At 32.3% G+C, this 14622-nt stretch carries 18 protein-coding genes; all 18 read right to left on the minus strand.

Translation table 11 applies throughout. The annotated features are described in order from the left end of the window. Positions 1-12: 12 nt before the first annotated feature. The 18 genes from atpG to Tmeso_RS08205 all read right to left on the minus strand — a co-directional run bounded on the left by atpG (position 13) and on the right by Tmeso_RS08205 (position 14588). Positions 13-858 (minus strand): ATP synthase F1 subunit gamma, encoded by an 846-nt coding sequence (gene atpG / locus Tmeso_RS08120; RefSeq protein ID WP_099190037.1) that lies wholly within the window; start codon positions 856-858, stop codon positions 13-15. Between the two features lie 27 nt (positions 859-885). Beyond that, positions 886-2388 (minus strand): F0F1 ATP synthase subunit alpha, encoded by a 1503-nt coding sequence (gene atpA, locus Tmeso_RS08125; protein WP_099190039.1) that lies wholly within the window; start codon positions 2386-2388, stop codon positions 886-888. Positions 2389-2404: 16 nt separating this feature from the next. Next, positions 2405-2947 carry a F0F1 ATP synthase subunit delta gene (locus Tmeso_RS08130; RefSeq protein WP_099190041.1) on the minus strand — a complete coding sequence of 181 codons (543 nt, stop codon included), beginning with the start codon at positions 2945-2947 and terminating at the stop codon, positions 2405-2407. After that, positions 2935-3447 (minus strand): F0F1 ATP synthase subunit B, encoded by a 513-nt coding sequence (gene atpF, locus Tmeso_RS08135; RefSeq protein WP_099190043.1) that lies wholly within the window; start codon positions 3445-3447, stop codon positions 2935-2937. Before atpF ends, Tmeso_RS08130 begins: the two co-directional genes overlap by 13 nt. Positions 3448-3512: 65 nt before the next feature. Further along, entirely contained in the window at positions 3513-3770 is a 258-nt protein-coding gene (atpE, locus tag Tmeso_RS08140; protein ID WP_207653837.1) for an ATP synthase F0 subunit C, read from the minus strand. Between the two features lie 50 nt (positions 3771-3820). Next, positions 3821-4525 (minus strand): F0F1 ATP synthase subunit A, encoded by a 705-nt coding sequence (atpB, locus tag Tmeso_RS08145; RefSeq protein ID WP_099190047.1) that lies wholly within the window; start codon positions 4523-4525, stop codon positions 3821-3823. Position 4526: 1 nt separating this feature from the next. Next, positions 4527-4919 (minus strand): ATP synthase subunit I, encoded by a 393-nt coding sequence (locus Tmeso_RS08150; protein WP_099190049.1) that lies wholly within the window; start codon positions 4917-4919, stop codon positions 4527-4529. Positions 4920-4923: 4 nt separating this feature from the next. Beyond that, positions 4924-5160, minus strand: a complete 237-nt coding sequence (locus Tmeso_RS08155; protein ID WP_099190051.1) for an AtpZ/AtpI family protein — start codon at positions 5158-5160, stop codon at positions 4924-4926. Between the two features lie 278 nt (positions 5161-5438). Further along, a complete protein-coding gene (wecB, locus tag Tmeso_RS08160; protein ID WP_099190053.1) occupies positions 5439-6584 on the minus strand; it encodes a non-hydrolyzing UDP-N-acetylglucosamine 2-epimerase in 1146 nt (381 codons plus the stop codon). Positions 6585-6595: 11 nt separating this feature from the next. Then, the gene (locus Tmeso_RS08165) at positions 6596-7633 is read right to left on the minus strand and encodes a glycosyltransferase family 4 protein (protein ID WP_099190055.1); all 1038 of its coding nucleotides are present in this window, start codon (positions 7631-7633) and stop codon (positions 6596-6598) included. Between the two features lie 21 nt (positions 7634-7654). Then, entirely contained in the window at positions 7655-8143 is a 489-nt protein-coding gene (locus Tmeso_RS08170; protein ID WP_099190057.1) for a deoxycytidylate deaminase, read from the minus strand. Between the two features lie 133 nt (positions 8144-8276). Then, positions 8277-8906 (minus strand): uracil phosphoribosyltransferase, encoded by a 630-nt coding sequence (gene upp / locus Tmeso_RS08175; protein WP_099190059.1) that lies wholly within the window; start codon positions 8904-8906, stop codon positions 8277-8279. Between the two features lie 24 nt (positions 8907-8930). Next, on the minus strand, positions 8931-9380 hold the full coding sequence (rpiB, locus tag Tmeso_RS08180) for a ribose 5-phosphate isomerase B (RefSeq protein ID WP_099190061.1): 450 nt from the start codon (positions 9378-9380) through the stop codon (positions 8931-8933). Between the two features lie 490 nt (positions 9381-9870). After that, positions 9871-10905 carry an L-threonylcarbamoyladenylate synthase gene (locus Tmeso_RS08185; protein ID WP_099190063.1) on the minus strand — a complete coding sequence of 345 codons (1035 nt, stop codon included), beginning with the start codon at positions 10903-10905 and terminating at the stop codon, positions 9871-9873. A 22-nt stretch (positions 10906-10927) separates the two neighbouring features. Next, complete coding sequence (locus Tmeso_RS08190; RefSeq protein WP_242967896.1) at positions 10928-11605, minus strand: ZIP family metal transporter; 678 nt, start codon at positions 11603-11605, stop codon at positions 10928-10930. Between the two features lie 113 nt (positions 11606-11718). Further along, positions 11719-12789 carry a peptide chain release factor 1 gene (prfA, locus tag Tmeso_RS08195; RefSeq protein ID WP_099190067.1) on the minus strand — a complete coding sequence of 357 codons (1071 nt, stop codon included), beginning with the start codon at positions 12787-12789 and terminating at the stop codon, positions 11719-11721. Positions 12790-12829: 40 nt separating this feature from the next. Further along, entirely contained in the window at positions 12830-13675 is an 846-nt protein-coding gene (gene prmC, locus Tmeso_RS08200) for a peptide chain release factor N(5)-glutamine methyltransferase (protein ID WP_099190069.1), read from the minus strand. Continuing rightward, positions 13632-14588, minus strand: a complete 957-nt coding sequence (locus tag Tmeso_RS08205; RefSeq protein ID WP_099190071.1) for a DUF1385 domain-containing protein — start codon at positions 14586-14588, stop codon at positions 13632-13634. Before Tmeso_RS08205 ends, prmC begins: the two co-directional genes overlap by 44 nt. Positions 14589-14622 lie beyond the last annotated feature (34 nt).

The following is a 14622-nucleotide window of genomic DNA, read 5'->3' on the forward strand; positions in this document are numbered from 1 at the left end:
TTTCGTACCTCCTTATTTTAACGCCTCTGAACCTGCAACTATCTCTGATATTTCTTGAGTTATAGATGCTTGTCTTGCTCTATTGTATTTTAATTCTAATTTAGAAATCATCTCATCTGCATTATCAGTAGCAGATTGCATAGCAGTTCTTCTAGCTCCTTGTTCTGATGCAGAAGATTCAGCTATACCTCCATATATAGATCCTTCCATAAACTTAGGAACTAAATACTCAAGTACCTCTTCTTCACCTGGATCAAACTCTATCATCTCATGCTTTACACTTTCCTTATCTTGTTCAAAAGAAAGAGGAAGTAGCTTTACCACTTCTGGTGTTTGAGTTAAAGTTGATTCGAACTTAGTATAAACAAGGTATACTTCATCTACTTCTTCCTTTTTATATGCATCAAGCGCAATATCTGCAACCTTTCTAGCATCTGTATAAGTTAAATCTTCAACTCCAATAAATTTATCTAAAACATCATAGCCTCTTTTGTTAAAGAAATCTACAGACTTTTTACCAATAGCTATAATACTTTCTTGTTTGTGTTCCATATGGTTTATTGCAGTCTTTAAGACGTTTGAGTTGTATCCACCAGCAAGACCTCTATCCCCAGCTATAACTATATAGCATTTTTTAGATGAGTCTCTTTGATCTAAAAATATACTTTGAACTCCTTTAGCACTTTTAGCTATCTTTTCTATAGTAGCATAAAGAGTTTCAAAATAAGGCTTAGTGGATTGTGCTCGTTCTTTAGCTTTTTTTAACTTAGCTGATGAAACAAGCTCCATAGCTTTAGTTATTTGCTTAGTATTACCAACACTTTTTATACGTCTTTTAATATCCTTCATTCCAGCCATATTATTTCACCTCCTATTTAAAGAGGACTACTCTTCAATTTTAAAACTTTTTTTGAATTCTACTATGGCATTTTCTAATCCTTCTTTATATTCTTTTCCATCAAGAATATCCTTACCAACCTCAGGATGATTTGCATCCATGAAAGCATAGAATTCTCTTTCAAATTTTCCTATTGCACTAACAGGAATATCAGTTAAGAATTTATTAGTTACTGCATATATAATCATAACTTGCTTTTCAACATCTATTGGGTCATTCTCGCCTTGCTTTAGCATTTCAACGACTCTTTCCCCTTGTGCAAGTCTTGATTTTGTATCCTCATCAAGGTCTGATCCAAACTGAGCAAACGCTTGAAGTTCTCTATATTGTGAGTAAGCAAGCTTTAATGTACCTGCAACTTTTTTCATAGGTTTAATTTGCGCACTACCTCCAACCCTTGATACTGATATACCAGGGTTAACAGCAGGTCTAACTCCCGAGTTGAAAAGCTCAGTCTCTAGGAATATCTGTCCATCTGTTATAGATATTACGTTTGTAGGTATGTAAGCCGAAACGTCTCCTGCTTGAGTTTCAACTATTGGAAGTGCAGTTATAGAACCTCCACCTAACTCATCAGCTAATTTTGCTGCTCTTTCTAATAATCTTGAATGTAAGTAGAATACATCTCCTGGATATGCTTCACGTCCTGGTGGTCTTCTAAGAAGAAGTGACATTGCACGATAAGCAACCGCATGCTTAGATAAGTCATCATAAACTATTAAAACATGTCCACCATTGTACATAAATTCCTCTGCTATAGCACAACCAGCATATGGTGCCATGTATTGAAGTGGAGCAAGCTCAGATGCTGTAGCTGATACTATAGTAGTATAATCCATAGCGCCATTAGACTCTAATCTATCCATTATTTGAGCAACTGTAGAACGTTTTTGTCCTATTGCTACATATATACACTTAACACCCTTACCTTTTTGGTTGATTATAGTATCTAGTGCAACAGAAGTTTTACCAGTTTGTCTATCCCCTATGATAAGCTCTCTTTGTCCTCTTCCTATTGGAATCATAGAGTCTATTGCTTTAATACCAGTTTGAAGTGGCTCATGAACTGATTTTCTAGAGATTATACCAGATGCTATAGACTCGATAGGTCTAAACTTATCACTATTAATAGGTCCTTTACCATCTATAGGTTGTCCTAATGCATTTACAACTCTACCAGATAAAGCCTCTCCTACTGGAACCTCAACTATTCTTCCAGTTCTTTTAACAGTGTCGCCCTCTTTTATATTTTCTTCAGAACCAAGTAAAACGGCTCCTACAGATTCTTCTTCTAAGTTTAATGCCATTCCATAAATCTGACCTGGAAACTCTAAAAGCTCTCCTGCCATACACTTTTCAAGTCCATGAACTCTAGCTATACCATCTCCAACTTGAGTAACTGTACCAACATCAGTCAATTCTAATTTATTTTCATACTTTTTTATTTGTTCTTTTATAATTGAACTAATTTCTTCCGGTCTTAAATTCATGGGTTTCACCGCCCTTCTACGCTATTATTTGAGATAACTGATCCTTTAATTTTTCTAAACGAGTTCTTATAGTTCCATCTATTTCTTCATTACCCATCTTAACTAAAACACCACCTATAACACTCTCATCAACTTCATTTTTAAGTATTATATTCTTGCCTTTAGTTTCAGAAAGCTTTAATTTAAGATTATTTAAATCTTTGTCTGTCATAGGTACAGCTGTTATAGCAACAGCTTCTAAGATGTTATTTTTCTCATTAATTAAAGTATTAAACTCAGTAAATATCTCATCTATAATTCCTATTCTATCTTTATCTACTAAAATCTTTAAAAAGTTCATCATTTCTAAAGAAGTATTATTACCATAAATCTTTTCAACTAATGCTTTCTTCTCTTCTTTAGAAATCAAAGGAGCTTTAAGTATTTTTAAAAAGTCTTCATTTTCATTAAAAAGATCTACGATAACTTTTAAATCGTTATTTAAAATTTCAGTAGTTCTCTCTAAAACTCCAACTTCGAATAAAGCATTAGCGTATCTACTAGCAACTAACTTTGCCATTTAGCTTCGCCTACCTCTTCTATAAAATCTCCTATCAATTTTTCATGTTTAGCTCCATCTATATCAGTTCCTATCACTTTAGAAGCTGCTAAAATTGCTAGAGATGATATATCATCTTTAAGCTCATTCATAACTTTTTGTTTTTCTCTTTGAATCTCTCTATTAGCTCTTTCTTTTAATTGAACTGTTTCTTCTTGAGCCGCCTTGATTATTTCATCTGCTCTTTCTTCAGCTCTCTTAGAACCATTCTTAACTATTTCTTGAGCTTCTTCTTTAGCTGAACTTATCTTTGCTTCATATTCAGCTTTAAGTTCTTCTCCTTTATTAACTGCTTCCTCTGCATCTTTATAAGATGCTTCAACTTCAGCAGTTCTATTTGCCATAAATTCTGTAACTGGCTTAAATAACAATTTTTTAAGTATTAAATACATTATAATAGTATTTATTATTTGTATAGCCATTTGTGCATCTATGTTAACAACGTTCTGAAATAATTGCATTTATAGTCCTCCTTTCAATCCATTATCAATTTTAAGAGTTAGGAGATGGATTGCATCTCCTATTATTACATAAAGTAACTGATGAACGGATTAACAAATAGAAGAATTATTGCTATAACTAGACCATAGATACCAGTTGACTCTGCAACTGCTGCTCCTAAAAGCATAGTCTTTATTATATCTCCTTGCGCTTCTGGTTGTTTTCCAACAGCCTCTGCACCTTTACCTGCTGCAAATCCTTGTCCTATACCTGCTCCTATACCTGCTATCATTGCTAAACCTGCTCCTATAGCTGATCCTGCTAAAACTATCGCTTTTGCCATTTCCATTTTAAATTCCTCCTAATCATTTTTATGTATTTTCTATATAATCTTTAATCTATTGCATTTGAAACAAAAACCATTGTAAGCATTATAAATATAAACGATTGAAGTACTCCAGAGAATAAATCAAAATAAATATGAAGCACTGCTGGTATACCTACTCCTAATATAGGGAATACTTCTATACCTATTAACCCACTTAAATATCCAAAGAATTGATATAAAAGTGCCATAATAACTGACCCACCCAATATATTACCAAAAGGACGGAAACTTAACGATATTGGAGTTGCAAGCTCTCCAATTATATTAAGAGGTAACATAGCCGGCATTGGATCTAAGAATCCTTTTAAATATCCTCCTAAACCTTTACTCTTGACTCCATTATAGTGAATCATAAAAAATGTTATAAGAGCCCAAGCTAAAGTAGTATTAAGGTCAGTTGTTGGAGATTTTCCAAAAAGACCTGTCAAAGTTACTAGATTTGAACAAGCAAAAAATAAGAATAAACTTCCTATGTAAGGAGCGAATCTCATTTTATCTTCTCCCATAGTTTGTTTAACTACACCATTTAATCCACCTACAATGCCTTCAATAATGATTTGAAACCCTCTTGGAACCTTCTCAAGCTTTCTAGTTCCAAAGTAAGCAAACAATGTAAGCACAATCATAATTGCCCACGTAGTAGTTACTGTTTCACTAATAGGTATGTTAAGACCAGGTATTGTAAATATTATTTTAGGACCTAGATTCATATTACGCCTCCTTTCCTTTAATAATTTTTTCTATGCCAAATAGGTTTACAATCAATATACTAATCTTAGGTAAAAGTAAACCTATAATGGTTCCAATAGCATTTATGTATGGTGCTTTAAATGATATAGCAAGCACCATAGCTGTAAGTATAAATCTTATCATATATCTTGAAAGAACATATCCTTGTGCATTTCCTGGATGCATAGTTATAGCTTTTTCCAAAGTAAGTGATAAAAGTCTAAGATTTAATATTGAAAAAATACTGCCAAATGCAAGACCACACAAAAGTTCCTTCGAAAATGTATGTGTTAAAAAAGCAACGATAACTACAAGTCCAAATATTGCAATCATCACTTTTATTATGCCAACAATCATATTTAATGTCGATTTCAAAGGATCACTTCCTTTTTTTTATAACTGATATTGATATCTTATACGCATTTACAAAGCCTGCTCCAATGCCTATTATTATGAGTATGATAAAAAAGATGGGTGTTTTTGTATTGAATTTTCTGTCTATTAACCCTCCCAGAAAACCACATACAATAATTGGAACTACCATATATATACCTATTTGAGATACTAAGCTTAAATAAACTAAAGCCTCTACCCATTTGTTTTTTTTATCACTCATAGTTTTTCCCCTTATACATCGTCATACATCGTCGAATTTTGTTAATTTTAAAACTATTATGTATAATAAAATCTATTTGTAATGTCTTTTAATAAAGATTATATACTATATACGCATCCCTTTTCAATGAAAACATTTTCCTAATTTCATAAATCTAAATTTTGAGTATATTTGGATTAAAATCCGCCTATATATCTATTATATATTCCGACGGATTAAAAATCAAACATAATGAAACCTTTTTCCTCATGTGAATTTAAGCATTTTTGAGTATTACCTTAAAAATCCTTTGTTTTTTCCACATTTTCTTTATAATTCGCTATTAAATAATCAATTATTCTATCACAGGCTTTACCATCACCATATGGATTTACTGCATTTGACATTTTAGAGTATTCATTCTCGTCCCTTATCAGTAAATTTGTCGATTTATAAACTTCTTCTTCATCAACCCCTACAACTCTTGCAGTTCCCGCTTCTACAGCTTCAGGTCTTTCTGTTTCAGACCTCAAAACTAAGACAGGCTTTCCAATAGCTGGAGCTTCTTCTTGTATGCCTCCAGAATCAGTAAGTATTATATCTACTTTATTCATTAAATTTGCAAAAGGTTCATAATCAAGGGGTTCTATAAGGTGTATTTTATCCATATTCCCCATTATAGATTTTGCACAATCTCTAACCTTAGGGTTCAAGTGCATTGGGAATATTACTTCTACATTTTCATTATCTTGAACTACTCTTTTAATAGCTTTGAATATATCTTCCATAGGTTTTCCCCAATTTTCTCTTCTATGACAAGTCAACAGTATAACCTTATTATTATCATAGTCTATATCATCTATGTCTTTATTGTTGAATTTATAATCTTCATCTATTACAGATAAAAGAGCATCTATAACAGTGTTTCCAGTTATACATATTTTATCCTCATTTATATTCTCTTTTAATAGATTTTCTTTATTTCCATCAGTAGGTGCAAAGTGAATAGATGATATCATTCCTGTAAGCTTTCTGTTCATCTCCTCAGGATATGGAGAATATATATTACCACTTCTGAGCCCAGCCTCTACATGCCCAACTGGGACTTTATTGTAAAAAGCTGCTAAAGAAGCAGAAAAAGTAGTAGTAGTATCCCCATGAACAAGTAAGATATCAGGTCTATCGTTGGCGATTACACTTTCAAGTTCTTTTAGAACTCGGTTAGTAACATCAGTTATAGTTTGTCCATGCTTCATAATATTCAAGTCATACTTAGGTTTTATATCAAATATTTTAAGTACACTATCTAGCATTTCTCTATGCTGAGCTGTTACACAAACTATAGAATCTATATTGTCATTCTTATCCATTTTTTTAACTAAAGGCGCCATTTTGATAGCCTCTGGTCTTGTTCCAAATACAGTCATAACTTTTATTTTGCTCATTTTAAATCCCCCTATTTAAGTTCGCTATCTTCTGGTGATAAAAGCTTCAATCTAACTATTCCATAGTATATGAACACTGCATCTAATATAAGTATAATAGTTGATTCAAAGAAGTTACTCTCAGATATTAACACAGCACTAACTCCTAGAAACAAACTTATTCCATAAAGTATAAGAACAGTCTTTCTTTGAGATAATCCCTTACTTAAAAGCCTGTGATGCAGATGTCCCTTATCAGCCTGCATTATAGGTTTTCCACTTAGTTTTCTTCTTATTATAGCAAATGTAGTATCAAATATAGGTATACCAAGAGCTAGTACTGGTATAAATATAGCAAGAGCTGCTGCTGATTTTATAGCTCCCTGTATAGATACAACAGCTAACAAATATCCTAGGAATAAAGACCCAGTGTCCCCCATAAATATTTTTGCTGGATTGAAATTATAAGGCAAAAATCCAATAGCAGAACCAGCTAAACACATCAACAATACAGCTGATGTTTGTTGATCATTAGCAAACGCTACAAAAGCAAGCGTGATAGCAGCTATTGCAGATACCCCTGCAGCAAGTCCATCTAACCCATCTATTAAGTTAACAGTATTAGTTATACCAACTATCCAAAATATAGTAACAGGAACAGATAATATTAAACCTAGCTGAGTTATACCACTTTGAGTAAATGGATTTGTAACCCACTCAACTCGTACTCCACAAACAACAACAATTACAGCTGCAAGTACCTGACCTAAAAGCTTTGTCTTTGCTCCTATTTCATTCAAATCATCAACTATACCCATGCAAACTATAACAAGACTCCCAAGAAGTATTCCTATTATTTCCTTGTCTATGTCTACAATAAAAATGCTAGTTAAAAAAAATCCCAAGAATATTGCAATTCCGCCAAGTCTTGGTATAGGATCTTTATGTACTCTTCTATCATCCTTTGGTATATCTATAGCTCCTATTCTATGTGCAAGCTTAATAGCCAGTGGTGTTGAAAAATAAGATATTCCAAACGATAAAACAATCGCAATAATAATCTGACTCATATTTTCACCTCTTTAAATATTTTAATATCCCATATCATCATTTAGGGAATCATCATTTTCTATCCATTCATCTACTTGTATAATTCTAAAACTTTGATTAGTTTCCCTTATTATTACTTTTTCTATACCAGAATTCAATATAAGTCTTTTACACATAGTACATGAATTGGCATTACTAACAAGTTCATTAGTTTTCATATCTTTTCCCACTAAATAAAGAATTCCTCCAATCATATCTCTTCTACTAGCAGATATAACACAGTTTGCCTCAGCATGAACACTCCTACATTTTTCATAGTTTTGCCCTCTTGGAATGTTCATCTTTTCTCTTAAGCAATAGCCTAAATCACTACAATTTTCTCTACCTCTAGGAGCTCCAGTGTATCCTGTAGATATTATCTCATCGTTTTTGACTATAATAGCACCATAATTACGTCTAAGACAAGTTCCTCTTTCAAGAACTGTTCTTGCTATATCTAAATAATAGTTATGTTTATCTCTTCTTTGCATAAATTTGCCTCCATTACTTTAAAGTTAAAAATTATAACCAAGCTATCTTCATTATATTATTTATATAGGATATACACAAGTTAATTAATACTTCTACAAAAAAAAGAGCGTGCCATATGACACACTCAAAGTATTACTTAGTACCGTATAATCTATCTCCAGCATCTCCAAGACCTGGAACTATATATCCGTGATCATTTAATTTTTCATCAATAGACGCCACATATATATCTACATCCGGATGGCATCTTTCAACCTCTTCTATACCTTCTGGGCAAGCAACTAAATTTACAAGCTTAATACTTGTAGCTCCTTTTTTCTTTAAAACATCAATAGCCGCAACTGCAGAACCACCTGTGGCAAGCATAGGATCTACTACTATAAAATCTCTTTCTTCTATATCAGCAGGGAATTTAGAGTAGTACTCAACAGGTTTTAAAGTTTCTGGATCTCTATAAAGACCTACATGTCCAACTTTAGCAGCTGGAACCAATTCAAGTATTCCATCTACCATTCCAAGACCGGCTCTTAATATAGGTACTATGCCTAATTTCTTTCCTGAAATAATCTTAGACTTAGTTTTTATAACCGGAGTTTCAATTTCTACTTCCTCTAAAGATAAATCTCTTGTTACCTCGTATCCCATAAGCATAGAAACTTCTTTTACTAATTGTCTAAAATCCTTAGAACCTGTATTCTTATCTCTTATAAGAGTTAACTTATGTTGGATTAATGGATGGTTCATTATAACTACCTTTGACATTTAAATTTCCTCCCTTAAAAAAATCTATTTAGAATATTTTTTTTCTATTTCTGTTATTTTATCTACTCTTCTTTGGTGTCTATCTCCTTCAAATTCAGTGCTAATCCACGCATCTATTATTTCAAGAGCTAATCCTCTTCCAACTACTCTCTCTCCTAAAGATATCATATTAGCATTATTGTGAGCTTTAGACATCTTAGCTGAAAAAGTATCTGAAACAACGGCACATCTTACTCCCGGAACTTTATTAGCCGCTAAAGATATACCTATTCCTGTTCCACAGCAAAGTATTCCTTCTTCAACCTCACCTTTCATTACAGCTTCAGCAACTTTAACCCCATAATCTGGATAGTCAACAGAATCTAACGAGTCAGTTCCAAAATCAACAATTTCATACTCATCTTGCAGATGTTTTTTAATTTCTTCCTTTAAATTGTATCCTCCATGGTCACTTGCAATTCCTATTTTCTTCATTTAGTTCACCTCCAAATTAATTTTTAAAGTCTTTTTTAATCGAATTAATTACAAACCTAATAGTATTTCGACATATATTCTTATATTCCTTCTTTTTATTTTAAATTTTTTATATTTTTTCTGTTTTTTATTTTTTCTTTTAAATGTTATTCATTATTGTTAATGTTTTTGTCCTTTTTTCTTTTTTCATCTCTTTAAATTTGTATATATTTAAGCTCTTTTATTTACTCTATATACTCACTTTGATCACCATTCTAAAAATAATGATTATTAAAATGTTAGAGAATGTTTTTAATATTTTACTATGCAACTAGTATTACGACGTTTGATATACGTTAAGAAAGTTCGTTGTCTGACCAACGGGAGTTTAGAACTTTTAGTATATTCAATAAGACGTAATACTTAGTTGTATTTAAAATATCTACCACATGAGCGTTATTTTAATAAGCTTTATTTTTTTCTCAAACGCATTAATCTTTACTATTAAACTCTATACAAATTTATACCCCGCTGCCTTTGTTAGGCGATTCATTATAGCTTGCCCAATTCCACTCTTTTCAAACTCTTCGGAATATATAATATCAACACCTTTTTTATCCATTTCTCTTAAAGTTTTAAATAAGTTATATGCTACTTCATTCAAGTCATCTCCAAGTCCTATAACTTCGCCTTTATATTTATCTTTATTCTTATTTATGCACATAATCCCCACTTTTTTGCCTTGTTCAACTTTTTCATCAACTAATTTATTAATTTTATCCACATAATTATCATCTTTTTTAACAATAAACACTTCTGCATTCGGTGCATAGTGAGTGTATTTCATCCCAGGAGCTTTTGCAATTATGTTTTCGTTTTTTTCAAGTATTCCTGGATCTATTACAACTTCTCCTAAAATCTCACTTAAATCCTCTAAAGTTACTCCACCAGGTCTTAATATCGTAGGTATATCCCCTGTTAAATCAAGAACAGTCGACTCAAGCCCAACATTTGAGTCTCCTCCTAGTATAATACCATCAACTCTACTATCCATTTCTTCATATACATTCTGCTCATCGGTAGGAGATGGTCTTCCAGATATATTTGCAGATGGGCCTGCAACAAATACCCCACTTTCCTTTATAAGAGATAAAGCTATAGGGTGAGACGGCATTCTAACTGCAACAGTATCTAAGTTCCCACTAGTAATAGATGGTACTACTGCCTTCTTTTTCAATACTATCGTTATAGGTCCTGGCCAAAAATTATCCATAACCTTATAAACTCTGTCATCTATACCAGTAGCTATCTTATGAATTTCTTCTTTATCTGAAATATGAACTATTAAAGGATTATCGCTTGGTCTTCCTTTAGCTTCATATATTTTCTTAGCTGCTTTTTCGTCAAGTGCATTAGCACCTAGACCGTATACTGTCTCAGTTGGGAATATAACAGTTCCACCGTCTCTCAAAATTTTCCCAAATTCCTGTATTTTATCTATATCAATATTATCCTTGTCTATTTTGCAAACCAAAGTCTTTTTCAACTACCTCACCTCGTCATAAGTATCAAAATATACTAACCATCAAAATTCCCAATAAAAAACCTGTTATAGTGTATATAGTCTTTGAGTTAGGAAAAATTTCTTCTATAGTAACATAAAGCATTGTTCCAGATGCTATTGCCAAGAAAAAACCTACAAACCCCTGAAATATTTCTCCAAAATAAGACCCTATATAACTACCTACTCCCATAGGGATACCTGCAATTATTGTAAATAGCATAACCTTTACTATATTCATTCTTCCTTTTATAAGACTTAGCGCCATGGCAATCCCCTCAGGAACATTATGTATCCCTATTACTATTACCAAAGTAATCCCTAACGATTCTTTAACGCTAAACGATGACCCTATAGCAAGTCCTTCAGGAAAGTTATGTAATAAAACACTAAAAAATATTAAATAACCAGTTTTTAGCATACCGTCAAAATTCATAAATTGTTTTATAATCATACTTACAAAAACACCTACAAAAGTAAAAATTATAGCTAAATTGATACCTATTGCATCCATAGCCTCAGTCAACAAATCGAATGTAACTACAGACAACATGATACCTCCTGCAAGACCCATAAACATATTCAAATATCTATCAGCCTTTTTTCTAAATATAAAAGCTATAACCCCACCAATAAAAGTTCCAATAACCCCACACAAAAAACCAAGCAAAGTAATTTTAAGCATAATATCCCTCCCACTTAAACCTCAATAAGTTTTATGAAAATTATACTCAAAATATTCTCTCCTTAGCAAAAAAGCCCTAACATTATTCATAAGAATAATATAGGACTAATGCTTTAGTTATTTACAGCCTTTAATTTTTCAGATTGGTCAACAGTTATAAGAGAATCTATCATTTCATTTAAGTCTCCCTCTATAAAGCTGTCTAACTTGTATAAAGTTAAATTTATTCTATGATCTGTAATTCTTCCTTGAGGAAAGTTGTAAGTTCTAATTCTTTCTGATCTATCTCCTGTTCCAACCTGACTCTTTCTTTCAGCTGCTATTTCTTTATGTTGTTCAGCTTGTGCCTTATCAAATAGTCTAGCCTTTAATACCTTAAGAGCTTTTTCCTTATTCTTAAGCTGACTCTTTCCATCCTGACAAGATACAACCTCTCCTGTTGGAAGATGCGTTATTCTTACAGCAGAATCCGTAGTATTAACACTCTGTCCACCGTTTCCTGAAGAACGGAAAACATCTATTCTTAAGTCATTAGGATTGATATCAACTTCAACATCATCAACTTCTGGTAAAACAGCAACAGTAGCAGTAGATGTATGTATTCTACCACCAGATTCCGTAGCTGGTATTCTTTGAACTCTGTGAACTCCAGACTCATACTTAAGTCTTGAATATGCTCCTTTTCCTTTTATAGAGAAAGAAACCTCTTTATATCCTCCTACACCAGTTTCATTGCTACTCATTAACTCAACTTTCCATCTTCTTGTTTCTGCATATCTACAGTACATTCTAAATAAAGTTCCAGCAAAAAGTGCAGCCTCATCACCACCTGCTCCACCTCTTATCTCAACGATAACATCCTTTTCATCATTAGGATCTTTAGGAACAAGTAAAAGCTTAAGTTCATCTTGTATATTTGGTAAATTATCTTCAAGATCAGATAGTTCCATTTTAGCAAGTTCTCTTAACTCTTCATCAGATTCTTCTTGAAGTATTTGCTTTGATTCTTCAATTCCCGCAATAGCTTCCTTGTATTCTCTATACTTCATAACTATAGGTTCTATTTCCGCATGCTCTTTAATATATTTTTGCCATTCAGATTGTCTGTTAATAACCTCAGGGTCTCCAATCTTCTGAGTTAAATCTTTATACTTATCTTCTATAATCTCAACTTTATCAAACATAAGTTTTTCACCTCTTTCAGTATATCAATTTTCCATTATATCAAATTTTCGTACCTATAACAACCCTTTGTATAGAAGCTAAATCTTCTAATATCCTTATATTCTCATATCCATTTTGTATCATTATATTTTTCACATCATGAGCTTGATCATACCCAACTTCATAACCTAAGATTCCATTATCCTTTATAAATTCAACAGAATCCTCTGTTATCTTTCTATAAAAATCAAGTCCATCCTCTCCTCCATCAAGAGCTAAAGATGGCTCATAATCCTTAACATCTACATCAAGACAAGATATATCTTCACGTCTTATATAAGGAGGATTAGACACTATTATATCGAATTTAATATCCTCATTCTCAAGTGATGAAAATACATCTGACTTTAAGAAAGTTATCTTATCTTCTACATCATTATTCTTAGCATTAATACTACCTACCTCAAGAGCATCATCTGATATATCAAGCGAATATACCTTTGAATCTTTTATATATTTAGCTAAAGATACACTTATAGCGCCAGATCCCGTCCCTATATCCACTATCATAGGATTATCTATTTTTTTTGCCTGTTCTATAACATCTTCAACCAATACCTCTGTATCTGGTCTTGGAATCAAAACTCCTTCTTTAACAAAAAAATCAAGCCCCATAAACTCTCTATTCCCTATAATATAAGCCATAGGTCTTCCTTTTCTTCTTTGCTTTAAAAGAGCTTCTATTCTATTTTCATCCTTTTTAGAAATTTCTTCATCTAAATTAAGATGTATATAAAGTCTAGTCACATCAAGTACTTTGCAAACAGCAAGCTCAACGTCAAGTTTTGCAGTAGTACTATTTTTAAGCTCTCTTATCCACTTTTTCATCATTTGTCTTATCGTCATTATTTTCCACCTCTTCTTCAAGTGCAGCCTTTAAAGCACAAAGTGCTACCTCTAACTGCGAATCATCCGGTTCTCTAGTCGTAATCTTTTGAAGCATCATTCCAGGGAATGCAATGATTCTTACAAATATATTATCGTACATTCCAGCAATTTTTATAATTTCATATGATATACCCGCAACAATAGGTATACATATTAATCTGTATACAACTCTTAAAAACGGGTTTGGCCATCCAAATAAAAAGTATATAAGCATAGACACAATCATAACTATGAACATAAAGTTAGTTCCACACCTTGGATGAAGAGTGGAAAATTTCTTTGCATTTTCTACAGTCAAATCAAGACCCTTTTCATAGCAATAAATAGATTTATGTTCTGCTCCATGATATTGAAATACCCTTTTAATATCCTTATTCAAAGATATTAAAGAAACATAGGTTAAAAATATTCCGATTCTAACTAATCCTTCTGTAAAGTTTAAAACCATAACACTATCAGTGAATTTCTTTAATATCCCTCCCAAAAAAGTAGGTACTAATATGAACAACAAAACAGAAAATACTAAAGCAATAAACATAGAAAAGTATATCAATATATCATTAGTCTTATCCTTAAACTTATCCTCTAAGAACTTTTCAAATCTAGAAGGTTCGACTTCTTCCTCTTCATCAAAAAATTGAGCAGAAAAATTAAGAGCCTTAATTCCTTCAACCATAGTTTCAAGAAGTATAAATCCGCCTCTTAAAAACGGGATTTTGTTAAATCCTTTATCAATAACCCAGCTCTTAATTTTCTTTTTATCTATTTCAATATCTCCATCCGATTTTCTAACAGCCACAGCTATATTATTTTTATTCTTCATCATAACGCCTTCCATTACGGCTTGTCCTCCAACAGTGCTTTTGCTCATAGACTCATCTCCTTTCCAATATATATTATCACAA

The sequence above is a fragment of the Tepidibacter mesophilus genome (assembly GCF_002724055.1).
GTDB lineage: Bacteria > Bacillota > Clostridia > Peptostreptococcales > Peptostreptococcaceae > Tepidibacter_A > Tepidibacter_A mesophilus.